This is a genomic window from Achromobacter anxifer (assembly GCF_903652925.1).
Lineage (GTDB): Bacteria > Pseudomonadota > Gammaproteobacteria > Burkholderiales > Burkholderiaceae_B > Achromobacter > Achromobacter anxifer.
The window spans coordinates 732,719-755,820 of the sequence record NZ_CAHLAR010000003.1 but is presented as its reverse complement, the minus strand read 5'-3'; the positions used below and the strand labels follow the sequence as shown (position 1 = coordinate 755,820).

Here is a 23,102-nt window from a genome sequence, read left to right as displayed (position 1 = left end):
GTCAGGCTCCCAGCTCCCTTTCCAGTCCCTTGGGGTTCTCCGCCAGCCGGGCGCGGAATTCCTGCGCGACATCGCCGACGTAGACGTCCTCGATGCCTTCCTTCAGCGCGCGCACGATGGCGGCGGCGATCGCCGCGGGCGCCACGCGCGGGGGCGGCGTACGCTGCTCCCATTCGTGGTCCACCGGCCCGGGGAACACGTTCACCACCCGCACGCCCGCGCCGCGCATCTCGGCGCGCAGGCATTGCGCCAGGGACAGCGCGGCCGCCTTGGACGCCGACCACATGCCGCGCGACGGCAGGTTCATGTGGGCGTAGATGGACAGCACGTTGACCCAGGCCGTGGCGCTGTTGACGCCGTCCGCGGCGCGGCCGCACAGCGCCGGGCCGAAGCTCTGCGCCAGACGCATCAGTCCCAGCACGTTCACGTCCATGGCGTCGCGCGCCGTGTTCACGTCCTTGCGGTTCAGCAGGCCGCCCTCGCGCTCCAGGTCGGCGGTGTTGACCAGGATCTCGACCTTGCCGCCGATGGAGGCGGCGACGCGTTCGACCGAATCGGTGTCGGTCACGTCCAGCACCACCGCCTGCACCCGCGGGTCGGCCGCCAGGGCCTCGAAGGCGGCGTCGCGCTTCCAGGCCTGCGGATCGCCCAGGAAGACGGCCGGGCAGCCGGCGTCCAGCAGGGCGCGCGCCACGGCCTGGCCCACCGCCGACTTGCCGTCGGTGACCAGGGCGCGGCGGAACTTGGGATCGCACGAGGTTTCGCGCAGGGTCTTGTCGTCTTCCATGTTCGGCGTGTTCCTTTCAGGCAGGGCGATCATCACGGCCTGGCCGCTGCGGTCCAGCTTCAGCCCCAGGCGCACGCGGTCGCCGTCGGCGCAGTCCTGGTGCACGTGCGCCACGACGGAGGGGCCGGCGGTCATGCGTACCGTGCCCACGCGCCAGGGCAGGCGTTCGCGGAAATACAGGTCGTTGCTGTGATGCAGGGTGGTGCTGACCAGCAGCACGCCGCTGGCATCGGCCGGCCGCCAGGGCAGGCGCTCGGACAGGCAGTGGCCGCAGACCTCGCGTGGCGGATACTGGACCGCGCCGCAGTCGGCGCAGGTCTGCAGGTCGAAGCGGCCCTCGGCGGCGGCGGCGGTCAGCCCGAGCGCGCTGCGGCTGCGCCAGCCCGGTGGCAGCGTCGGCTGGCGAGTGCGGGCGATCGGATTCTTGCGGGGCGGCTTGGCCAAGGGTTCGGTCATGCGTGGCTCCCCAGGATGGCCGCGGCGGTGCACAGTCCGCGGTCGTAATTGATCATGCCGAAGCCGCTCACCATGCCGAGGCGGGCGTCGGCCACTTGCGTACCACCGGCCGTGCCGCTCAATTGGCGCAGCGCCTCGACCATGCCCAGATAGCCGCCGGCCGCGCCGGCCTGGCCCACCGACAACTGGCCGCCATTGGTGTTGAAGGGAAAGCTGCCGTCCACGGTAAAACTGTTGTTGCGAACGAAGTCGGGGGACGAGCCCTTCTGGCAAAAACCCAGGTCTTCGATCTGCATCAGGTTGATGACGGGGTAGTCGTCGTAGGCCTGCAGGAAATCCATGTCGCCAGGTTGGACGCCGGCCTGGCCGTAGAGCTCGTCCAGGTCCATGGCCCAGCCGCCGCGGGTCTGGATCGGGTCCTCGATCCAGGCGTTGTGGCGTTCGATGGTGGAGAGGATGCGGGCGTAGGGCAGCTTGAGCGCGCGCGCCCGGTCCTCGCTCATGACCAGGAAGCCGTCGGCGCCGGCGCAGGGCATCACGCAATCGAACAGGTGTATCGGGTCGGTGATGACGCGGGCGTCCAGGTATTGGGCGAGCGTCAGCGGCTTCTTCATCAGCGCATGCGGATAGCGCAGGGCGTTGTCGCGCTGCGCCACGCACAGCTTGCCGAAGTCCTCGCGGGTGGCGCCTGTGGCGCGCATGTAGTTGGCGGTCAGCAGCGCGAAGCTGGCGTTGGGGCCGCCCGCGCCATAGGGGTAGACCGCGTCCTGCGCGAAGCGCGAGAACTGGCTGACCGTGTTGCGGAACGAGTCCACGTGATTGGTGTCGCCCGCGATGCAGGCCACGATGTTGGCGTCGCCCGCCTGTACGGCGCGGGCCGCGCGGCGCAAGGCCGCCACGCCGCTGGCGCCGCCCATGGGGATGTGGTCCAGCCAGCGTGGGCTCATGCCCAGGTGCTGCACCAGGCCGACGGCGGTGTCGGGCGCCAGCGTGAAGCTCGACACGCAGAGCCCGTCCACGTCGGTCTTGGCGATGCCGGCCTGGCGGATCAGCGCGCCCAGCGCCCGGCCCAGCCACCAGTGGGCGGCATGGGTGGAATAGCGTTCATAGGGAATGGTGACGGGCAGGGCCGCCACCACGCCGTCATAGCCGCGGCGGCTCATCGCGCGGGCTCCTGGCGTTTCTTCATGTGGCCGGTGTCCACGCAGCGGTCCGTGCCGGGCAAGGTGGGCGCCAGGGCCTTCATTTCGCCGCGCTGGATCTTGTTGGTGGTGGTCAGCGGCAGGCTGTCGACGAAGGCCACGTAGCCGGGCGCCTTGTAATAGGCCAGTTGCTCCAGGCTCCATTGCACGATGCTGCGCGCGGCCTCCGCCAGCGCCGCGGCGTCGGCCGGCAGGCTCTCTGGCACCACGCAGGCCAGCACTTCGTCGCCGCGCACCGCATCGGGCACGGCGGCCACCGCCACCGCCTTCACCAGCGGATGCTGCAGCAGCACGCTTTCCACTTCCACGGCAGAGATGTTTTCGCCGCTGCGGCGGATCACGTTCTTCTTGCGGTCGACGAAGCGCAGCGCGCCGTCGGCGTCGCGGCGCACGATGTCGCCGGTATGGAACCAGCCGTCTTCCCAGGCCTGGGAGGTCGCTTCCTTGTCCTTGAGGTAGCCGGCGAAGAAGCCGTAGCGCGGATCGTCGCCGGCGTGGCGCACCAGCAGTTCGCCAGGCTCGCCGGCCGCGGCCTCGGCGCCCGAGTCGGCCACGATGCGCACCAGCACGTCGTCTTCTTCGCGGCCGAAGCAGCTGCTGCCGATGTGGCGCGGCTCCTGGTTGGCGATGATGACGGCGCCCGCGCCGGTTTCGGTCATGGCCCAGGCTTCCAGCAGGGGAAAGCCGAAGCGCTCTTCAAAGGGCTGGTGCAGCTTGCGGTCCACGCCCGCGCCGAAGCCGAAGCGGATGGCGGGCTGCCTATCGCGCGCCGAGGGCTCGGCCTTCATCAGGATGGCGGGCATGACGCCGAGGTAGTGCAGCACCGTCGCGCCGGAGTCGCGCACGCTGTCCCACCAGGTCTTGGGGTGGAAGCGGTCCAGCGGGATCAGGCAGCCGCCGGTCAGCACCATGGCCATGGCCGAATACGCCATGGCGTTCATGTGCACCAGCGGCAGCGGCGTCAGCATGCGTTCCTGGCCCGGGCGCAGTTCGCACAGGCCGCCGATGCGGGCGTACCAGCCGCCCGCGTGCAGGAAATAGCGGTTGGGCAGGATGCAGCCCTTGGGCCGTCCGGTGGTGCCGGACGTGTAGAGCAGGGCGCACTCGGTCAGCACGCCGGGCTCGCTGCCTGCCTGCGGCGCGGGGAAGGGCGCGGCGGGCGGCGCGTCGTCCGGTCCCATCACGCGCAGTTCGCGGCCGGCGCGTTGCGCAGCGGCCAGCAGGTCGGCGTGGCGTTCCGGCAGCGCCACGGCCAGCGCGATCTCGGAGTGCCCCGTCAGGTATTCGAGTTCGGCGGCGCGCAGGTCGGGATTGATCGGCACCACCGACACGCCCAGCGCATTCAGCGCGAACCAGTGCAGGAAGAAGGCGGGGCGGTTTTCCAGCAGCAGGCCGGCGCGGTGGCCATGGCCGTAACCGGCGCGGGCATAGGCCGCGCGCAGGGTCTCGATGGCCTCGGCGGCCTGGCTGTAGCTCAGCTCGCCGGCGGCGATGCCATAGGCCAGCGCCGTCTCGGGCAGGATGCACAGGAAGGGCTGGGCGCCGTAGCGGGCCGCGGTGTCGCGGAATGCCTGATGGACCGTGGTGCTCACAAGCCGCTCCTACATGAACAATTGGATATTGCCGAAGGCCGCGTCGCAATTGACGAGGTCCACGCGCTTGAGGCGGATGCGCAGCGCGCCGTCCTGCTCCACCAGGTGGTGGGTGGCCCAGCCCGCGTACAGCGTCTGCGCGTCGTGCCGCGTTTCGACGTAATGGAAGGCGGTGCGCACCACGTGGCGGCCCTCGGCGGGCGCCGCATCGGGATGGCCGTGTTCGACCGTGGGCGCCTGCAGCAGGTGATGGCAGCGGCTCTTGGGCTGTTGCGAGAAGGTGCGCTGGCCGGCCAGGCGCTCGACGCGCACGCGCAGCAGCAGCTTGTCCTCGTACATGAGCGAGGCGTGCAGCTTGGGGTCGGTCTGGCCATGGGCCAGCGGCATCCAGTAGTAGCCGTCCTCGGTGTACAGGTCCAGCCAGTCCTCGAAGCGCAGCTCGTCCAGCATGCGCGCCTCGGCGTAGACAAAATCGATCAACTCGCGGTCGCTTGCGCTCATACCGACTCCGGTCCGGTCATGTAGCGGCCCCATGCGCGGTACTGGTTGCGCATCTGCCATTCATTGGTGCCATTGGTGGCGACGTTCTTCTGGCCGACCTCGTCGGGCGAGTACAGCCGGCCGACGTTGACCCAGTCGCGCGCGCGCGATTGCAGGCCGTCCTGTGCGCGTTCGTACATTTCCAGGTCATCGTGCCCGACCACCGAAGTCGGCGCGTTGATGAGGCGGTTGTACATGAGCGTGCGTTCCAGCAGCAGGTCGGGCGCGCCCACCAGGCGGAAGGTCCAGGACTCCACCAGCGTGCGGTCGGCGGCGATCGGCTTGAAGATGCGCAGCGTCTGGATCGGGCCCTTCACCATGATGTTGGGGAAGTACACGGTGTTGTGGCGCACGTCGCCCAGGATCTGCTTGGCGCGTTCCTCGCCATAGGCCGCCACCATGGAATCCCAGTAGCCCGGAATGCCGGAATACGAGGCGTGGATGGAGTCCGACACGCCGGTATGGCCGTGGCCGTTCTCCCACACGCGTATGCCCATGTTCTCGAAGAACTCGTAGGGCGAGATGAAGGGCGCGAACAGCTCCACGGCCATGGGCTTGGGCGTGCCTTCCGGCGCCTGTTCCCAGACCTTCACGGCGGTGCCGGCCGAGGATTCGTGCGCCACCATCGGGTGGCAGGTGTCGGTCTGGTTGTCGACCAGCATCTTCCAGTTGCAGCGGTGCATGTAGCGCAGCACTCCGCCGGCGACTTCCAGCCGGCCCTCGGGCGAGCGGTCGACCATGTTGTCCAGGGTGGACAGCGATTCGCCGAAGAAGTCTTCGAAGGACTGGCCCTCCGGGTTCAGGCGGCAGAACACGAAGCCGCGATGGTTCTTCACGTCCTTCACCGCGGCCATGCCCTGGCTGGCTTCGCAGTTTTCCAGCCCGGTGTTCTCGTAGCCCTTTTTCAGCGGGATGGACAGCAGGCTGCCGTCGGTCTTGAAGGTCCAGGCGTGGTAGGGGCAGCGGAAGAACTTGCCGGTGTTGCCGCAGGCGTCGCCCGCCACCATGGTGCCCTTGTGCGGGCAGCGGTTGTGCAGCACCCGCACCGAGCGATCGCTGTGGCGCACCATCACCACCGGCTGGCTGCCTACCGTGGTGGTGACGTAGTCGCCGGGATTGGGGACCTGGCTGTCGTGGCCGACGTAGACCCAGGTGTTGGCGTACAGGCGCTCCATCTCCAGTTCGAACAGCTCCTGGTCGATGAACAGGTCCTTGTGCACCTCGGTGTCGCGCAGCAGGGCGCGGATGGCATCGGGATTGTCGCGGTATTTGCCCATGGTGGCGCTTCCTTGCGTCGGTGCTACAGGTCCAGCACCAGGCGCGCCGACTTGGCGCGCGAGATGCAGATCTGGATGATCTTGCCGCTGGCTTTCTCGGTGTCCGAGAGGTAGTAGTCGCGGTGGTCGGGTTCGCCTTCCAGCACGTTGGCCTGGCAGACGCCGCATTCGCCGCGCTTGCAGTCGTACATCGGGTCGCAGCCTTCCTCTTCCATGACGTCGACGATGGTCTTGTCGGCGGGAATGGTCAGCACCCGGCCGGACTGGCGCAGTTCGACCTCGAAGGGCTGGTCGCCGGCCTGCGGCGCGGCCGTGGCGAAGAGTTCGAAATGAATGTGGGCGTCGGGCCAGTGGCGCGCGCGGGCGCTTTGGATGACGGCGTCGATCAGGCCCTTGGGGCCGCAGACGTACAGGTGCTGGCGCGGCGACGAGGATTCCAGCAGCGCCTGCAGGTCGAAGCGGCGGGACGGATCGTCGTCGGCATGCAGGCTCAGGTCGGCGCCGGCCAGGGCCTGGAGTTCGGGCAGGAAGGCCAGCTGGTCCTTGCTGCGGCCGCAGTAGTGCAGATGGAAGGCGCGGCCCGCGGCCTTGAGCGCGGCGGCCATGGACGCCACCGGCGTGATGCCGATGCCGCCCGCGATCAGCACCACGGGTTCGTCGCCGGCGGGCGACTCGTGCAGCGGGAAGTCGTTCTTCGGGCCCTCGACCGTGAGCGTGTCGCCGGCGGTGAGCGCGTGCATGTGGCGCGATCCGCCCTGGCTGGTTTCTTCCAGGCGCACGCCCAGGCGGTATTCCTCGGGCTGGGCGAACTTGCCGGCCTCGGGCGCCAGCTGCACCAGCGAATAGCAGCGCGGTTCGCGCAGACCCGGCACCGTCACTTTCAGGTGCGCGCCCGGCCCGAAGGCGGGCAAGGGGCCGGCGTCCTCGCGCGCCAGCCGGAACGAACGGATCAGCGGCGATTCCTGCCGGACTTCCCGGACGATGAGTTTCAGTGTCTGCACGGCGATTGTCCCTATCTTTGCTTGTCTCAGGCCGCCAGCTTTTCAGCCAGCTGGCGTTCCATGGGGCCGCATTTTTCGTTGGCCAGCGCGGTTTCGCGCAGCGAGCGCAGCGTCTCGGCGGCATCGGGCCGGCCAACCAGCTGCTCCGCCGCGGCGATCAGCTGGCGGTACTTGCCGCCGCCGCGCACATGCGTGTCGCTATAGCCCTTGACCAGGCGGCGGCAATTGACGGTTTCGACGGCCAGCGCGTAGTCGCGCGGGGTCAGCCGGGCGATCAGGTCCAGCCACTGTTCCAGGCCGGCGGCTTCGGCCTGGTGGCGCAGCGTGCTGCGGCGGAAGCGCCGCATGCCGGCCAGCGTGTACAGCATCAGGAAGCCGCCCAGCGTGCCGCTCTGCATGCGGCGGCCGTGGCCCAGGCGGCGTTCGACGAAGCTGCCGAAGGCCTTGGAGTTTTCGAGCCAGCGGCCCAGCCCGGCGGGCAAGGTGCCGCAGATTTCTTCCAGGCGCGGGTGCATGAATTCGGTGGTGTAGACCAGCTGGTCCGGACGCGCGCCCACTTCCTGGCGCACGCGGTCGAAACGCGTGGCGCGGGTCTTCAGGTCGGCGACGCGGATCACGTCGTCGTAGGCCATGGCCGTGGCCACGTAGCGCGCGGCGGCACAGGTCAGCGCCCACTGCCGGGCCTCGCCGCCGTGGGCGGCGTCCAGGTCGCGGATGGCCTTCATGCGGCGCAGGTATTCGGCGGCGTAGGCCAGGTCCTGGAACTCGATCTGGCGGCGCGTGCCAGCCGCCAGCATGGGCTGCGCACAGGCGGGGAAGTCGCGTTTGATCGTGTCCAGCAGGGCCTGGGCCTTGGGGCTGGCGGCGCGTTCGGGCACGGCGGGCACCGGACGGGACAGATCGATGGGGGCTGGCTGCGCGGGCGCCTGGTCGGCGGATTCGAAGCCCAGCGCGAAGGCGCGCAGGCTGGCTTCCACGCCCAGGCCGGCGCGCCGCACCGTGGCCTCGAAATCGTCGCGCGAGAAAGGCAGGGCGCCGCTGCCGGCCACCGCGCCGAACAGGCTGGCGCTGATGACGCTGCTGGCGCGGTCGGCGAGGTCCTGCAGGTCGAAGCAGAGGAAGCGCTTGGCCGCGGCGCGGCCGGCTTCCAGCACCTTGTTGGGATCGGCGATGCCGTTGCCGGGCGCGGACTTTTCGCTGACCGCGTAGCTGCGGTGCGAAGAGGTCAGCAGCACCGTGCGTTCCGGCGTGACCAGGCCGCGCTGGATGGCGCGGCCGCCTTCCATCAGTTCCGCCGCCACCACCAGGTCCACGTCGCCCGGCGTGGGCATCAGGGCCAGGGCGGGCGGACGGCCGGCGCGCTGCACCTCGGCTTCCGGCAGCAGTTCCAGGTAATAAATGGTGGCGCCGGTGCGCTGGGCCACGCCCGGCACCGAAGTGGTCTGGGCCCACCAGCCGGCGTGCTCGGCCATGTCGACGATCCAGTCGGCCAGCACGCCGCCGCCCTGGCCGCCCATGGCCAGGATGGCGATCTTGATCGGGTTGGCTTGTTGCATAACGGCCGGGTTCATGGAACGGGTGTCCTCAGAGGGCGTGGTGGGCCAGGCGCGCGGCGCGGCGCCGTTGCAGGAAGCCGATGACGGCGGTGCGCATGCGCGCCAGGAAGCGGTCGCGGCCAGTCGGGTTGTGGACGATGTCGGCGCGGTAGAAGGACGGGCAGAGCACGGCGGCATGGGCGACCTCGCCGCAGTTGCCGCAGCCCACGCAGCTGCTTTCCACGTGCGCCACCGGGTCTTCCTTCAAGGGGTCGCCGCTGTCCTTGACCGTCAGCGACGGGCAGCCCGACAGGCGGATGCAGGCGTGGTCGCCGGTGCAGACGTCCGGGTCGACGCCGAAGCGCTCCTTCACCACGCGCTTGCCTTCCTTCACTGCCTTGTTGAACAGCGGCTTGATGCGGCGCTGCTTGTTCAGCATGCATTCCGACTGCGCGATGATGACCTTGGGGCCCTTGATGTCGGTGGTCAGCGCTTCCTCGATGGTGGCGCGGACCTTGGCCACGTCATAGGTGCGGTCCAGCGTGCGCACCCACTTCACGCCCACGCCGCGCACGGCCTGGTCGATGGGGTTGTTGGTGGAGCGGTCCGGGTTGTCGGCGCGCGAGGACAGGATGTCCTGGCCGCCGGTGGCCGAGGCGTAGAAGTTGTCGACGATGACGATGACGCCGTCGTACTTGTTGAACACCGCGTTGCCGATGCCGGAGGCCAGGCCGTTGTGCCAGAAGCCGCCGTCGCCCATGATGGAGATGGGGCGCTTGGCGGCGGGCACGTTGAAGGCCGCCGCGCTGGAAGCGCCCAGGCCGTAGCCCATGGTGGTGGCGCCCAGGTTGAACGGCGGCAGGATCGAGAACAGATGGCAGCCGATGTCGCAGGAAATATGATGCTGGCCCAGCGTCTCCTGCGCCAGGGTCAGGGCCGAGAAGATCGGCCGTTCCGGACAGCCCGTACAGAAGCCGGCGGGACGCGGCGGCACCACGGCGGCCAGGCCCTCGACGTGCTTGTGGAAGGTGATGGGCTGTTCGGCCGGCTGCGGGGCGGGCTTGGGCCGCGCCACTTCGGTGACCTGCAGCTGGCTTTGCGAGGCGTCGGCCGCGGCGGCGGGATGCGTCTGCAGCGATTCCGGGCGCTGGCGCTTGAGGAATTCGCGCAGGCCGTCGCGCATGACCTGGGTGGTGTATTCGCCCGCCATGGGCAGCACGTCCTTGCCGGACAGCCTGGTGTCGATGCCGGCGCGTCGCAGCACCGCGTGCAGGTTCTGTTCGATGTAGTCGGGCTGGCCTTCTTCCAGCAGCAGCACGGCGCGCTTGCCGCGGCAAAAATCGATGACCTCGTCCTCGATCACCGGGTAGGTCACGTTCATGACGTACAGCGGGATGCGGCTATTGCCGAAGTTGTCGGCCAGGCCCAGCAGCTGCAGCGCGCGGATGACGCCGTTGTAGAGCCCGCCTTGCAGGATCAGTCCGATATCGTCCTGGTCGCCGTCGAAGTGCTCGTTGAGCTTGTGCTCCTTGATGTAGCGGATGGCGGCGGGCCAGCGTTCCTTGATCTTTTCCTGCTCGTGCAGGAAGGAGGCAGGCGGCAGCACGATGCGGCTGGTGTCGCGCGCCGGGCTTTCCAGCGCCTCGGCCAGCGAGAAGGCGGGGCGCTTGTTTTCCTTGGCGATGAAGCGGCCGTGCACGTGGCAGCCTCGGATGCGCAGCTGCAGCATCACGGGCGTCTTGCTGGCTTCGGACAGCTCGAAGCCATCCTCCACCGCCTTGACCATGCTTTCCAGGTTGGGGCGCGGGTCCAGCAGCCAGATCTGCGACTTCATGGCGAACGCGTGCGAGCGTTCCTGCATGATGGACGAGCCTTCGCCGTAGTCTTCGCCGACGATGACGAGCGAACCGCCCGTGACGCCGCCCGAGGCCAGGTTGGCCAGCGCGTCGGACGCGACGTTGGTGCCGACGGTGGACTTCCAGGTGACCGCGCCGCGGATGGGGTACATGACCGAGGCCGCCAGGGTGGCCGCCGCCGTGGCTTCCGAGGCGCTGGCCTCGAAGTGCACGCCCAGTTCCTGCAGGATGTCGTTGGCGTCCGCCAGCACGTCCATCAGGTGCGAGATCGGCGAACCCTGGTAGCCGGCGACGTAGCCCACGCCCGACTGCAGCAGGGCCTTGGTGACCGCGAGTATGCCTTCGCCGCGGAACTCTTCGCCCGCTCCGATGCGCAACTGCTGGACTTCTTTTTTGAAAGACCTTTCAGCCATCTGGCACTCCTTCGCGGCCCGGCCTGCGGGTCCTCAATGGTTGCTGCTGCGCAGCATCGTCACGACAGGAAAAACTCGTCTTAAAAATACTTTAGGAGTCAACGTTTTAGCTGTCAACAAAAAAGATGAAATTTCATGGAAAACAAAAAATATCACGCTAAAACAATGACGTATATACTCGTTGTTCTCTAGTGCGCAGCGCCTTTCCGGCGCCGCGATGGTGCAAAAATGGGTTGCGATTCCGGGTATACCCTGTGCTGCGCAACAGCATTGCGGCGCATCATGGCGCGCGTTTGCGCCAGCGTGGTGCAATGCGCATTTCGTCGGGCCGCGTCGGCCCTGGTTTCCGGTGCGTGGGAGCAAAGCAACATGCGGTTGGACAAGCAGCGGGACACGGACGCGGCGGCGCACAAAGGTCGCTTCGTCGATGGCTATCTGGCCTATCTGCTGGCGCAGGCCAGCCAGCGCATTTCGGCGGAATTCCATCTTCAGGTGAAGGCGGCCGGCCTGTCCGTGACCGAATGGCGGGTGCTGGCCAGCCTGCAGGGCAGCCGCGGCGAAACCATAGGCACGCTGGCGGTGCTGGCCATCACCAAGCAGCCCACCCTGAGCAAGGTGGTGCAGCGCATGGAAGGCGAGGGCCTGGTGGCGCGCACCGGCGTGCGGGCGGACCGGCGCCAGACCCGGGTCTGCATCACGACCAAGGGCAGCAATCTGATTGCCGCGCTGTGCGAGCAGGCCTTGCAGCATCAGAAGGCCGTGCTGGCGCCCTTCGGCGAGGAAAAGGCCGCCATGCTGATCGACATGCTGGAAGTGTTGATGACGGAGCACGTGCCGCTGGAGATGGCGGCGCCCGACGACGAATAGCCGGGACCGGCGGGGCGGCGCCTGGACCTGTGGCACCGAACACTGTTTGCTTCGATTATTTTGTTACAAACTTATGTGTCCCCAATACCGTCTCCCTCTGTGAAAACCCCTGACGGTACGCATAAACCCTCAATTGACGGAGGTCTTGCGGCTAGGCAATATCGCGCCGGTATTCAGACTACTGTCAGGAGTAAACCTATGCGCCGCACCTTGATTGCTATCGCGATCGCCGCCGCCGTCGCCGTGCCCACGATCGGGCAGGCCAAGACTTTCCGCTGGGCCGCCCAGGGCGACATCCTTACCTTCGATCCGCATTCGCAGAACGAAGGCATGACGATCGCCGCCAATAGCTACATCTACGAACCGCTGGTGGACTATGACAAGTCCTTCAAGGTGACCCCGCGCCTGGCGACGGAGTGGGAGCAGGTTTCGCCCACGCTGTACCGCTTCAAGCTGCGCCCTGGCGTGAAGTTCCATGACGGCGCCGCCTTTACGGCCGACGACGTGGTGTTCTCGATCCACCGCGCCATGGCGCCCACCTCGAACTACAAGGCCTACACCACCGGCATCAAGGAAGCCCGCAAGGTCGACGACCTGACGGTCGAGATCGAGACCTCGGCGCCCAACCCCGTGTTGCTGCGCCAGCTGACCAACGTGTTCATCATGAACAAGGCCTGGTCGGAAAAGAACAACATCGCCAAGCCGCAGGACTACGTCAACAAGGAAGAGACCTACGGCGCGCGCAACACCAACGGCACCGGCCCCTACAAGCTGAAGTCGCGCGAAGTGGACGTGCGCACGGTGTTCGAGGAAAACAAGGGCTGGTGGAACCAGGCCGGCAAGGTCGGCAACGTGACCGAAGTCGTGTTCACGCCGATCAAGCAGAACGCCACGCGCACCGCGGCGCTGCTGTCGGGCGAAATCGACTTCGTGCTGGATCCGGCGGCCCAGGACCTGGAGCGTCTGCGCCAGTCGGCCAAGGTGGTGGAAGGCAACGAGTACCGCACCATCTACCTGGGCCTGGACCAGAAGCGTCCGGAGCTCCAGTATTCCAACATCAAGGGCAAGAACCCGTTCCAGGACATCCGCGTGCGCGAAGCGCTGTACCGCGCCATCGACGTGGACGCGATCAAGCGCGCCGTGATGCGCGGCCTGTCCGCGCCCACCGGCACGATGATCGCGCCGCAGGTGCATGGCTGGGCCCAGTCCCTGCATGCGCGCGTGCCCTACGATCCCGAAAAGTCGCGCGCCCTGCTGAAGGAAGCCGGCTACGACGGCACGCTGAACTTCACGCTGGACTGCCCGAACAACCGCTACATCAACGACGAAGCCATCTGCCAGGCCGTCGTCGGCATGTGGGCCAAGGTCGGCGTCAAGGCCACGCTGAACGCCATGCCGCGTTCGACCTATTTCCCCAAGGTGCAGTCGTTCGACACCAGCGCCTACCTGTTCGGCTGGGGCGTGCCCACCTTCGACGCCATGTACACGCTGCAGAACCTGATCCGCACCAAGGGAGAGGGCGCGGACGGCATGTACAACCTGGGCAACTACAGCAACAAGGAACTGGACGTCATCATCGACAGGATCAAGACCGAGACCGATCCGGCCAAGCGCGACGCCGACATCATTACCGTGCTGCAAGGGCACGCCAAGGACTTCGGCCATATCCCGCTGCACGACCAGGTCATTCCCTGGGCCATGCGCAAGAACGTCACGGTCATTCACCGTGCCGACAATCGCCTCGTTGCCGATTGGGTCAAGGTTGACTGATCCAGGCTAATCAAACGGCGGGGCCCGAGCGCCTTAGGCTCCTGGCCCCGCCGTTACGCCTTTTCCGCCTATGTTTGCTTTCATACTGCGTCGCCTGTTGCAGGCCGTAGCGGTGATGCTCACCGTCTCGCTACTGGCCTTTGTGCTTTTTCAATATGTCGGCGACCCTGTCACCATCATGCTGGGTCAGGACGCCACCGATGCCGAGCGCATCGCACTGCGTGAGCGCCTGGGGCTAAACGAGCCCGCCATCGTCCAATTCGGCCATTTCGTGGGCAACGCCCTGCAGGGCAATTTCGGCATCTCCCTGCGCCAGAGCGAGCCCGTTTCCACCCTGCTGAAATCCCGCCTGCCGGCCACGCTGGAGCTGTCCATGGTGGCGGCCTTGCTGGCGCTGCTGGTGGGCGTGCCGCTGGGCGTCTACACCGCGCTCAAGCGCAACAGCCTGCTGTCGCAGCTGCTGCTGGCCGGCTCGCTGCTGGGCGTGTCGCTGCCGACCTTCCTGATCGGCATCCTGCTGATCCTGGTGTTCTCCGTGCAACTGGGCTGGCTGCCCAGCTATGGGCGGGGCGACACCGTGAGCGTGGGCTGGTGGTCCTCGGGATTGTTCACCGCCACGGGTTGGAAGCATCTCATCCTGCCGTCCATCACCTTGTCGCTATTCCAGATGACCCTGGTGCTGCGCCTGGTGCGCTCGGAAATGCTGGAGGTGCTGCGTTCGGACTACATCAAGTTCGCGCGCGCCCGCGGCTTGAAGCGCCGCGCCATCCATTTCGGCCATGCGCTGAAGAACACGATGGTGCCGGTCATCACCATCACCGGCCTGCAGCTGGGCGGCATCATCGCCTTCGCCATCGTCACGGAAACCGTGTTCCAGTGGCCGGGCATGGGCCTGCTGTTCATTCAGGCGGTGCAATTCGCTGACGTGCCCGTCATGGCGGCCTACCTGTGCCTGATCGCGCTGGTCTTCGTGGTGATCAACCTGATCGTCGATCTTTTGTATTTTGTCGTGGACCCGCGCCTGCGTAGCGGGCTGACCCGCGGCGGGGGGGCTCACTGATGCGCGCCGTACTCAAACGCTGGTGGGACAGCGACATCGCCTGGGCCTGGCGCCGGGCGCCCGTGGCCATCGTGGCCACCCTCTTGCTGGCGCTCTTGCTGATCGGCTCCTTCGGGGCCGGTTGGGTGGCGCCGCACAATCCGTTCGACCTGACCAAGGTGGAGCTGCTGGACGCGCTGCTGCCGCCCGCCTGGGAGACCAACGGCCAGCCGACCTACCTGCTGGGCACCGACAGCCAGGGCCGCGACCTGTACTCGGCCATCCTGTACGGCACCCGCGTGTCGCTGCTGATCGGCCTGGCCTCGGTGCTGCTGTCCATGGTGATCGGCATCGTGTTGGGCCTGATCTCGGGTTACGCGGGCGGGCGCGTCGACGCCTTCATCATGCGTATCGCCGATGTGCAGCTGTCGTTCCCGGCCATCCTGATCGCGCTGCTGATCGACGGCGTGGCGCGGGCGGCGGTGCCGCGCGAGATGCACGAGCTGATCGCGTTTCCGGTGCTGATCGGCGCGATCGCGCTTGCCGGCTGGCCGCAGTACGCGCGCACCGTGCGCGGCTCCACCCTGGTGGAGAAGAACCGCGAATACGTGCAGGCGGCGCGCGTGATCGGCGTGGCTTCGCCCGTCATCATGTTCCGCCACGTGCTGCCCAATGTGCTGGGTCCGGTGCTGGTGCTGGCCACGGTGCACCTGGCCACGGCCATCATCACGGAAGCCACGCTGTCGTTCCTGGGCGTCGGCGTGCCGCCGACCGCGCCCTCGCTGGGCACGCTGATCCGGATCGGCAACGACTTCCTGTTTTCAGGGGAATGGTGGATCACCATCTTCCCGGGCGCGGCGCTGGTGCTGCTGGTGCTGTCGGTCAACCTCCTGGGCGACTGGCTGCGCGATGCGCTCAACCCGCGTCTGGCATGAAGCCCACCCCCGAAGCGCCTGCGGCGCTTCCCCCTCAAGGGGGCGCCGCGAGCGGACCGGGAAACCCGGATCCGCTGCGGCCCCGCGAGGCGGAGGCCCGCAGTCGTGTGCAACAGGTAATTGAATTGAGGTATCGCGCATGAGCGCATTACTAGAAGTCCGCAATCTGCGCGTGGAGTTCCCGACGCGCCGCGGCACGCTGCGCGCCCTGGACGACGTGTCCTTTTCCATCCAGGCCGGCGAAGTCCTGGGCGTGGTGGGCGAGTCCGGCGCCGGCAAGTCATTGACCGGAGCCTCCATCATCGGCCTGCTGGAACCGCCTGGGCGTATCGCCGCAGGCGAGATCCTGCTGGCGGGCCGCCGCATCGACAACCTGCCCGACGAGCAGATGCGCCGCGTGCGCGGCCGCGAGATCGGGGCGGTGTTCCAGGATCCGCTGACCTCGCTGAACCCGCTGTACACGGTGGGCCGGCAACTGGCGGAAACCATCGTGACGCACCTGGACCTGAGCTGGTCCCAGGCACGCGAACGCGCGGTGGAGCTGCTGGCGGCCACCGGCATCCCGGCTGCGCGCGAGCGCATCGACCACTATCCGCACCAGTTTTCCGGCGGCATGCGCCAGCGCGTGGTGATCGCGCTGGCCCTGGCGGCCGAGCCCAAGCTGGTGGTGGCGGACGAGCCCACCACCGCGCTGGACGTGTCGATCCAGGCGCAGATCATCGAACTGCTCAAGCGCCTGTGCCGCGAAAACGGCACAGCGGTGATGCTGATCACGCACGACATGGGTGTGATCGCCGAGACCGCCGACCGCGTGGCGGTGATGTACGCGGGCCGCGTGGCCGAGATCGGTCCGGTGGCGGACGTGATCCACAAGCCGCGCCATCCCTATACGACGGGGCTGATGGGATCGATCCCGTCGCTGGAAGGGCATTCCGAAAGACTGGTGCAGATCGACGGCAGCATGCCGCGCCTGAACGCCATTCCGCCGGGCTGCGCCTTCAATCCGCGCTGCGGCCAGCGCTTGCCGCGCTGCGGCGTGGAGCGCCCGGAGCTGATGGCCGCCGGCACCTCCCGAGCGGCCTGTTGGCTGCACGACAACAACGATAAGGTGGCCGCATGACGACGCCCTTGGTAGAAGTAAAGGACGCCGCGCGCTGGTTCGATGTGTCGCCGCCGTGGCTGGAACGCAAGCTCGCGGGCAAGCCGCGCGTGATGCTGCGCGCCGTGGACGGGGTGTCGTTCGAGATCGCGCGCGGCGAAACGCTGGCGCTGGTCGGAGAATCGGGCTGCGGCAAATCGACCGTGGCGCGCATGCTGGTGGGCCTGTACGGCCTGACCCGCGGCGACATCCGCTTTGACGGACAGCCCTTGTCGCGCATGTCGGAGCCGGGAGGCCGGGCCCTGCGCAAGCGCCTGCAGATGATCTTCCAGGATCCCTATGCCAGCCTGAATCCGCGCTGGCGCGTGGGCCGCATCATCGCCGAGCCCATGCTGACGCATACCAGCATGTCACCCGACGAGCGCAGCGCGCGCGTGGGCGAACTGCTCAAGCAGGTGGGCCTGGATCCGGCGGACCAGGGACGCTATCCGCACCAGTTTTCGGGCGGCCAGCGTCAGCGCATCTCGATCGCGCGGGCCCTGGCGGTGAATCCTGAATTCCTGGTGTGCGACGAGCCGACCTCGGCCCTGGATGTGTCGGTGCAGGCGCAGGTGCTGAACCTGATGAAGGATCTGCAGCGCAACCTGGGGCTGACCTATCTGTTCATTTCCCACAACCTGGCGGTGGTGCACCACGTGGCCGACCGGGTAGGGGTGATGTACCTGGGCCGCATGGTGGAGGTGGCGCCGCGCGACGAACTGTTCGCGCGGCCACGCCATCCGTACACGCGCATGCTGCTGGAAGCGATTCCCGACATCAACGGCGCGGGCAAGCCGCGCACGGCGGTGGCGGGAGAGGTGCCGAATCCCTTGAATCCGCCGTCGGGCTGCACTTTTCACCCGCGCTGCCCGCATGCGAACGAGCGCTGCAAGGCCGAGGCGCCGGTGGCGATGGCTGCGGGAGTGTCGGTGGTAGCCTGCCACGCCGTGCAGGAAGGGCGGATCTCAGTCTGATCCGCGGGCGGCGCGGTTGTGCGGGGGCGCTACGTCCGCCGCGACCCGCCGTCCGGGGCCGCCTCAGTGGCGGTGGTTGTGGTCGTGAGGATGATCGTGATCGTCCTCATCGTCCTCATCTTCTTCGTCCTCGTCGTCTTCCGCGTCCGGGTCTTCCGGCACGGGCTCTTCCGTCAAGGCGAACGGCAGCACGTCTTCCAGATTGTCGGACCAGGCGGATTCTTCGCCATCGTGGTCCAGCTTGATGAAGCGCTCGCCTTCGTTCAGCGAGATCTCGATGGCCCAGAGATAGACGCAGTCGTAGGTGTCGTCGTCGGACTGCGGCAGGCCGCCGCGGTTGCCCAGCAGGCGCGCGCCCGGGCCGCCCATCTGGACGTGGGTCTGTTCTTCGTCGGGCTTGGCGTTTTCGTCCACCGGCACGCCATAGGTCACCCATTCGGTGCCTTCATCGCCCAGCACCACTTCGGCCAGCACGGGTTTGCCCAGATAGGCGCTCAAGGCGTCGGCTGTCTTGGCCAGCATGTCCAGTTCGGGCGCACTGAAATGGGTCAAGGAAGCGGGAGGGGTGGCGGAGGCAGACATGAAAAGGGTTCCTGGGCGCGATGAAGCCGCGACGGCACGGCAAGTGTAGGGCGTATTGTCTCGCGATCGGCCGCGCCTTGCATCAGGCGCTTGGATGACGCGTTTTTCCGGGGTCAGGATGCGGGCGCGCCGCCCTGGCTGCGCCTGCGCGCGCTGTCCGGCGATTCGCCGGTGAGCCGCTGGAACATGGCGATGAATGCCGAGGGCGTGCTGTAGCCGAGTTCGCGCGCCACGGACTGTACCGGCCTGCCTTCGTCCAGCATGCCCAGCGCGCTGACCACGCGCAGCCGCGAGCGCCATTCGCTGAACGACATGCCCAGGTGCTGCTGGCAATGGCGCAGCAGCGTGCGCTCGGTGATGCCGGCGGTGGCGGCCCAGTGCGCGGCGCCGCGCTTGTCGCCCGGGCTGTGCTGCAGCGCCGACAGGATGGGCGCCAGCAGCGGGTCGGCGCTGGACGGCAGGTAGCTCGCGTAGGCGCGGGCCTGGCGCGTCTGGTCTATGACGATCTGCGCCATGCGCCGGTCTTCCGGCGTATCCGGATAGCTGACGCCGCGCCGTTCGAAGTCGCCCAGGATCGCGCGCATGACCGGGCTGATCTCCAGCGTGCAGGGTTCCTGGGGCAGGCCGGCGCAGGCCGCGGCCGGGATGTCAATGCAGGCGTAGTGCACTTCGCCCTCGTTCTGGCAGCAATGCTCGACATGCGGCGGTATCCAGATGGCGTACTGCGGCGGCGACAGGTAGGTGACGCCGCCTATGCCGATTTCCATGATGCCCGAGATCGCGAAGTTCAGTTCCGCCCAGGGCGAGCTGTGGCGCTTCATGCGCGAACGCGGCGTGAAGTGCAGGATGCGGCAGGCCAGCGGGTAGGGCAGGTGGCTGGCCAGCGTGGGCGTGGAATCGGCGGGAGCCATGTCGGAACTTCGTCTGATCTTGTCTGTTTTTCATTATATACATCAGGTCGGACAGATCCTACACTTGCCTATCCTCTCTTTACCGCTTTGCCTTGCTTCATGACGCGCGCCCACACCCCGCATATTCCCGCCCGCTATCTGCTGTATCCCCTGCTTGCGGCCCTGATCTGGTCGGTCAACATGATCGTCACCAAGATGGCGGCCAGCGCCATCGCGCCGGCGGCCATCGGCTTCTACCGCTGGGCCCTGGCCGGCCTGGTGCTGACGCCGTTCGCGCTGCCCGGCGTATGGGCGCAGCGCCGCCAGATCCTGCCCAACCTGCACAAGCTGGCGGTGCTGGGCGGGCTGGGCATGGCCCTGTACCAGGGGCTGGCCTATGTGGCGGCCGCCAGCACCACGGCGACCAACATGGGCATCATCACGGCGATGATTCCGCTGATGACCATCGCGGTGGTGGCGCTGCTGCTGCGCGAACTGCCCTCGGTCATGGCCATGCTGGGCGGCCTGCTGTCGCTGGCGGGACTGGCGCTGCTGATCGGCGAGGGTGATCCCGCCCGCCTGCTGGAGGTGGGCGCCAACCGTGGCGACCTGCTGATGGGCGTGGGCGCGCTGGCCTATGCGCTGTACGGCGTGCTGCTGCGCCGCTGGGCCTTGCCCGTGGGGCCGTGGCAATCGCTGTATGTGCAGGTGGCCTTCGGCGTGCTGTTCCAGTTGCCGGCCTTCCTGATGGCGCCGCCGTCGCCGCTCAACGGCGACAACCTGCCGCTGGTGCTGTACGCGGCGGTGTTCCCGTCGCTGTTCGCGCCCTTCCTGTGGATGCAGGGCGTGAAGCATCTGGGCCCCAACCGCGCCAGCATCTTCCTGAACGTGATGCCGGTGGCCACGGTGGCGATCGCGGCCGTGTTCCTGGGCGAAAAGCCGCACCTGTTCCACATCGTCGGCGGCGCGATGGCGCTGGCCGGCGTCATGTTGGCGCAAACCCGGTTCGGCAGCCGGGCGGCGCGGCCCAGGAACGCCTGAGCGCCCGGGCCGGGAGCGCCGGCCGGGCATTTGGCCGCGGACACACGCGGGTCAGGGTTCCGGCCTACAATCGACGGTTTCTCAGCTATATCTCCTATACGAGCCCATGGCCCAATACGTCTACACCATGAACCGTGTCGGCAAGATCGTCCCGCCCAAGCGGCAGATCCTGCGCGACATCTCGCTTTCGTTTTTTCCTGGCGCCAAGATCGGCGTGCTGGGCCTGAACGGCTCGGGCAAATCGACGCTGCTGAAGATCATGGCCGGCGTCGACCGCGAAATCGAAGGCGAAGCCATCCCCATGCCGGGCCTGAACATCGGCTACCTGCCGCAGGAACCGCAGCTCAACCCCGAGCACACGGTGCGCCAGTCGGTGGAAGAGGGCCTGGGCGCCGTCGTCACGGCCAAGAAGCGCCTGGACGAGGTCTATGCCGCCTACGCCGAGCCGGACGCCGATTTCGACGCGCTGGCCGCCGAGCAGGCCGAGCTTGAGGCCATCATCGCCGCCGCCGCTTCCAGCGGCGCGGACGATATCGAGCACCAGATGGAAATCGCCGCCGACGCGCTGCGCTTGCCGCCCTGGGATGCCGTAATCGGCAACCTGTCGGGCGGCGAAAAGCGCCGCGTCGCGCTGTGCCGCCTGCTGCTGTCCAAGCCCGACATGCTGCTGCTCGACGAACCCACCAACCACCTGGACGCCGAAAGCGTGGAATGGCTGGAGCAATTCCTGCACAAGTTCCCCGGCACCGTGGTGGGCGTGACCCACGACCGCTACTTCCTCGACAACGCGGCCGAATGGATCCTGGAACTGGACCGCGGCTACGGCATTCCCTGGAAGGGCAACTACAGCTCGTGGTTGGAGCAGAAGGAAGACCGCCTGAAGCAGGAAGAGGCGTCGGAATCGGCCCGCCAGAAGACCATCAAGAAGGAACTGGAGTGGGTGCGCCAGAACCCGAAGGGCCGCCAGGCCAAGGCCAAGGCGCGCCTGGCCCGCTTCGAGGAACTGTCGTCCTACGAATACCAGAAGCGCAACGAAACCCAGGAAATCTTCATTCCGGTGGGCGAGCGCCTGGGCAACGAGGTCATCGAATTCAACAACGTCAGCAAGGCCTACGGCGACCGCCTGCTGATCGACAACCTCAGCTTCAAGGTGCCGCCGGGCGCCATCGTCGGCATCATCGGCGCCAACGGCGCCGGTAAGTCGACGCTGTTCCGCATGATTTCCGGCCGCGAGCAGCCGGATTCGGGCGAGGTCAACATCGGCCAGACCGTGAAGCTGGCCTACGTCGACCAGTCGCGCGACGCGCTGGAAGACAAGAAGACCGTGTTCGACGCGGTGGCCGACGGCGCCGACCTGCTTACCGTGGGCAAGTTCGAAATGTCGTCGCGCGCCTACCTGGGCCGCTTCAACTTCAAGGGCGGCGACCAGAACAAGGTCGTGGGCCAGCTGTCGGGCGGTGAACGCGGCCGCCTGCACATGGCCAAGACGCTGATCGCCGGCGGCAACGTGCTGCTGCTGGACGAACCGTCCAACGACCTCGACGTCGAAACGCTGCGCGCCCTGGAAGACGCGCTGCTGGAGTTCCCCGGCAGCGTCATGGTCATCAGCCACGACCGCTGGTTCCTGGACCGCATCGCCACGCACATCCTGGCCTTCGAAGGCGACTCGCAAGTCGTGTTCTTCGACGGCAACTACCAGGAATACGAAGCCGACAAGAAGCGCCGCCTGGGCGAAGAGGGCGCCAAGCCCAAGCGCCTGCGCTACAAGGCCCTGAAGTGATCAGCGCCTGACGAGAATCCCGGCCTTGCGCCGGGATTTTTTTTTGCCGGGGGTATGCTAGGACCTGTGCTAGGCCCGGCATAGTGCGAACGGGCCTTGCTGACCACTTCCAGGGGTACCCCGCAATGTTGTTGTCCGCCACCGATTCCACCCTGCTGATCGTCGACATGCAGGGCCGCCTGATGCCCGTCATCCACGACAACGAGGCCGTGCTCAACGCCGCGCACAAGCTGGCGCAGGCCGCGCGCCTGCTGGACGTGCCGGTGGCCGCCACCGAGCATCACGCCAGGATGCTGGGCGCCACTGTCGAACCGCTGCGCGAGCAAGTCCAGAGCACGTTCCAGAAGATGCATTTTTCCTCGGCGCTGGAACCTGGCTTCGAGGCTTGGCTGCCGGCCGCGCGCAAGACCATTCTGGTTGCGGGCTGCGAAGCGCACATCTGCGTGCTGCAGACCGTGATCGGCCTCATCGACCTGGGCTACCACGCGGTGCTGGTGTCGGACGCCGCGGGCTCGCGCAAGCCCGCGGATCATCACGCGGCGTTGCGGCGCGCGCGTGTGCATGGCGCGGAAATCGTCACGACCGAGATGGCGATTTTCGAGTGGATGCGCACTTGCGAGCACCCGCGCTTCCGCGAGGTGTTACGTCTGGTCAAATAGCGCCGGCGGCCTGCAACATTGTCCCTGGGGCGCGCAAAATTTATCTCGCCCTTTGACACAATTCATGGGCAAACCTCACAGCCAAGGCAGGGATATTTTGCGATCCTGACGGTTCCAGACCCTTATGGGCGCCGCGCGCTCGCACTCAGTTTCATGCGCGGTTCCTGGGTACGAGAATAGGAACCACAAATATGAAAATCGCATCTCTCTCCAAAATCTGTGTCGCGTTGGCGATGACCGCAGCCATGGCTGGCTGCTCTTCCTGGGACGGCATGAGCCATCGCCAGAAGAGCGCGGTGGGCGGCGCTGCGTTGGGCGGCGTCGCGGGCGCCGTGATCACCAACGGCGGCATCCTCGGAACAGTGGGTGGAGCGGCGATCGGCGGCGTGATCGGCGATCAGGTCGGCAAGCGCTGAGCGCTTCAGCCCCAAGAAAAATGCCCGGCATCGCCGGGCATTTTTTATTGGCCTCGTGGCACGCGCCGCCAAGGCCGCGCGCACAGCCGCATCAATTCTCGTTTTGCGGCATTTCGATCTTCACTTCGAGGACCTCCAGCGTGTCCTGGCGTTCCAGGTGCACCTTGATGTCATCGGGGTTGATCTTCACGTATTTGGAAATGACGGCGATAAGCTCCTGCTGCAACTGCGGCAGGTAATCGGGCGAGTCGCCGCGGCCCCGCTCGTGGGCCAGGATGATCTGCAACCGTTCCTTGGCAACGGATGCGGAGGTCTTCTTTTGACCAAGCAGAAACGACAGGAAGGACATTGC

General features: G+C 67.1%; 22 protein-coding genes. 11 read left to right on the top strand and 11 right to left on the bottom strand.

All coding sequences use genetic code 11. From position 1 onward, the window contains the following. Window position 1 precedes the first annotated feature (1 nt). Genes HWY37_RS12780 through HWY37_RS12745 form a run of 8 tightly spaced genes read right to left on the bottom strand, consistent with a single transcriptional unit; the run spans window position 2 to window position 10,659 of the window. Entirely contained in the window at window positions 2-1,243 is a 1,242-nt protein-coding gene (locus HWY37_RS12780; protein ID WP_176088756.1) for an SDR family NAD(P)-dependent oxidoreductase, read from the bottom strand. After that, complete coding sequence (locus HWY37_RS12775; RefSeq protein ID WP_176088755.1) at window positions 1,240-2,406, bottom strand: thiolase family protein; 1,167 nt, start codon at window positions 2,404-2,406, stop codon at window positions 1,240-1,242. The genes HWY37_RS12780 and HWY37_RS12775 overlap by 4 nt, the downstream gene beginning before the upstream one ends. Next, the gene (locus HWY37_RS12770; protein WP_176088754.1) at window positions 2,403-4,037 is read right to left on the bottom strand and encodes an AMP-binding protein; all 1,635 of its coding nucleotides are present in this window, start codon (window positions 4,035-4,037) and stop codon (window positions 2,403-2,405) included. The genes HWY37_RS12775 and HWY37_RS12770 overlap by 4 nt, the downstream gene beginning before the upstream one ends. 9 nt (window positions 4,038-4,046) lie before the next feature. Beyond that, window positions 4,047-4,538 carry an aromatic-ring-hydroxylating dioxygenase subunit beta gene (locus tag HWY37_RS12765; RefSeq protein WP_175205212.1) on the bottom strand — a complete coding sequence of 164 codons (492 nt, stop codon included), beginning with the start codon at window positions 4,536-4,538 and terminating at the stop codon, window positions 4,047-4,049. Next, a complete protein-coding gene (locus tag HWY37_RS12760; RefSeq protein WP_176088753.1) occupies window positions 4,535-5,854 on the bottom strand; it encodes an aromatic ring-hydroxylating dioxygenase subunit alpha in 1,320 nt (439 codons plus the stop codon). The genes HWY37_RS12765 and HWY37_RS12760 overlap by 4 nt, the downstream gene beginning before the upstream one ends. A gap of 23 nt (window positions 5,855-5,877) precedes the next feature. Then, complete coding sequence (locus tag HWY37_RS12755; protein WP_176088752.1) at window positions 5,878-6,855, bottom strand: PDR/VanB family oxidoreductase; 978 nt, start codon at window positions 6,853-6,855, stop codon at window positions 5,878-5,880. A gap of 26 nt (window positions 6,856-6,881) precedes the next feature. Further along, complete coding sequence (locus HWY37_RS12750) at window positions 6,882-8,426, bottom strand: indolepyruvate oxidoreductase subunit beta family protein (protein WP_176088751.1); 1,545 nt, start codon at window positions 8,424-8,426, stop codon at window positions 6,882-6,884. Between the two features lie 13 nt (window positions 8,427-8,439). Beyond that, the gene (locus HWY37_RS12745; RefSeq protein ID WP_175205208.1) at window positions 8,440-10,659 is read right to left on the bottom strand and encodes a ferredoxin family protein; all 2,220 of its coding nucleotides are present in this window, start codon (window positions 10,657-10,659) and stop codon (window positions 8,440-8,442) included. On the opposite strand from HWY37_RS12745, the gene HWY37_RS12740 reads away from it, so the two are divergent. The 7 genes from HWY37_RS12740 (at window position 10,640) to HWY37_RS12710 (ending at window position 17,382) form a co-directional block, all read left to right on the top strand. After that, window positions 10,640-10,828 carry a hypothetical protein gene (locus HWY37_RS12740; RefSeq protein ID WP_175205207.1) on the top strand — a complete coding sequence of 63 codons (189 nt, stop codon included), beginning with the start codon at window positions 10,640-10,642 and terminating at the stop codon, window positions 10,826-10,828. The genes HWY37_RS12745 and HWY37_RS12740 overlap by 20 nt on opposite strands. A 200-nt stretch (window positions 10,829-11,028) precedes the next feature. Further along, on the top strand, window positions 11,029-11,526 hold the full coding sequence (locus HWY37_RS12735; RefSeq protein WP_176088750.1) for a MarR family winged helix-turn-helix transcriptional regulator: 498 nt from the start codon (window positions 11,029-11,031) through the stop codon (window positions 11,524-11,526). Between the two features lie 198 nt (window positions 11,527-11,724). After that, window positions 11,725-13,296, top strand: a complete 1,572-nt coding sequence (locus tag HWY37_RS12730) for an ABC transporter substrate-binding protein (protein WP_175205205.1) — start codon at window positions 11,725-11,727, stop codon at window positions 13,294-13,296. Window positions 13,297-13,366: 70 nt separating this feature from the next. Next, window positions 13,367-14,356 carry an ABC transporter permease gene (locus HWY37_RS12725; protein ID WP_175205204.1) on the top strand — a complete coding sequence of 330 codons (990 nt, stop codon included), beginning with the start codon at window positions 13,367-13,369 and terminating at the stop codon, window positions 14,354-14,356. Continuing rightward, window positions 14,356-15,270 carry an ABC transporter permease gene (locus HWY37_RS12720; RefSeq protein ID WP_175205203.1) on the top strand — a complete coding sequence of 305 codons (915 nt, stop codon included), beginning with the start codon at window positions 14,356-14,358 and terminating at the stop codon, window positions 15,268-15,270. The genes HWY37_RS12725 and HWY37_RS12720 overlap by 1 nt, the downstream gene beginning before the upstream one ends. A 139-nt stretch (window positions 15,271-15,409) precedes the next feature. Further along, window positions 15,410-16,390, top strand: coding sequence for an ABC transporter ATP-binding protein (locus tag HWY37_RS12715; RefSeq protein WP_175205202.1), 981 nt, complete (start codon window positions 15,410-15,412; stop codon window positions 16,388-16,390). Beyond that, window positions 16,387-17,382 carry an ABC transporter ATP-binding protein gene (locus tag HWY37_RS12710; protein ID WP_175205201.1) on the top strand — a complete coding sequence of 332 codons (996 nt, stop codon included), beginning with the start codon at window positions 16,387-16,389 and terminating at the stop codon, window positions 17,380-17,382. The genes HWY37_RS12715 and HWY37_RS12710 overlap by 4 nt, the downstream gene beginning before the upstream one ends. Window positions 17,383-17,445: 63 nt before the next feature. Here the strand turns inward: HWY37_RS12710 and HWY37_RS12705 are convergent, their stop codons facing one another. Then, the gene (locus HWY37_RS12705; RefSeq protein WP_175205200.1) at window positions 17,446-17,964 is read right to left on the bottom strand and encodes a hypothetical protein; all 519 of its coding nucleotides are present in this window, start codon (window positions 17,962-17,964) and stop codon (window positions 17,446-17,448) included. A gap of 113 nt (window positions 17,965-18,077) precedes the next feature. Further along, complete coding sequence (locus HWY37_RS12700; RefSeq protein ID WP_175205199.1) at window positions 18,078-18,875, bottom strand: AraC family transcriptional regulator; 798 nt, start codon at window positions 18,873-18,875, stop codon at window positions 18,078-18,080. A 99-nt stretch (window positions 18,876-18,974) separates the two neighbouring features. Here HWY37_RS12700 and HWY37_RS12695 point away from each other — a divergent pair, with 99 nt between their 5' ends. The 4 genes from HWY37_RS12695 to HWY37_RS12680 all read left to right on the top strand — a co-directional run bounded on the left by HWY37_RS12695 (window position 18,975) and on the right by HWY37_RS12680 (window position 22,750). After that, a complete protein-coding gene (locus HWY37_RS12695) occupies window positions 18,975-19,895 on the top strand; it encodes a DMT family transporter (protein WP_175205198.1) in 921 nt (306 codons plus the stop codon). A gap of 106 nt (window positions 19,896-20,001) precedes the next feature. Beyond that, window positions 20,002-21,675, top strand: a complete 1,674-nt coding sequence (ettA, locus tag HWY37_RS12690) for an energy-dependent translational throttle protein EttA (protein ID WP_175205197.1) — start codon at window positions 20,002-20,004, stop codon at window positions 21,673-21,675. 125 nt (window positions 21,676-21,800) lie between these two features. Beyond that, on the top strand, window positions 21,801-22,334 hold the full coding sequence (locus HWY37_RS12685; RefSeq protein WP_175205196.1) for an isochorismatase family protein: 534 nt from the start codon (window positions 21,801-21,803) through the stop codon (window positions 22,332-22,334). 191 nt (window positions 22,335-22,525) lie between these two features. Beyond that, window positions 22,526-22,750, top strand: coding sequence for a glycine zipper 2TM domain-containing protein (locus tag HWY37_RS12680; protein WP_042796532.1), 225 nt, complete (start codon window positions 22,526-22,528; stop codon window positions 22,748-22,750). A 91-nt stretch (window positions 22,751-22,841) separates the two neighbouring features. Here the strand turns inward: HWY37_RS12680 and minE are convergent, their stop codons facing one another. Beyond that, window positions 22,842-23,099 (bottom strand): cell division topological specificity factor MinE, encoded by a 258-nt coding sequence (gene minE / locus HWY37_RS12675; RefSeq protein ID WP_175205195.1) that lies wholly within the window; start codon window positions 23,097-23,099, stop codon window positions 22,842-22,844. Between the last annotated feature and the right edge of the window lie 3 nt (window positions 23,100-23,102).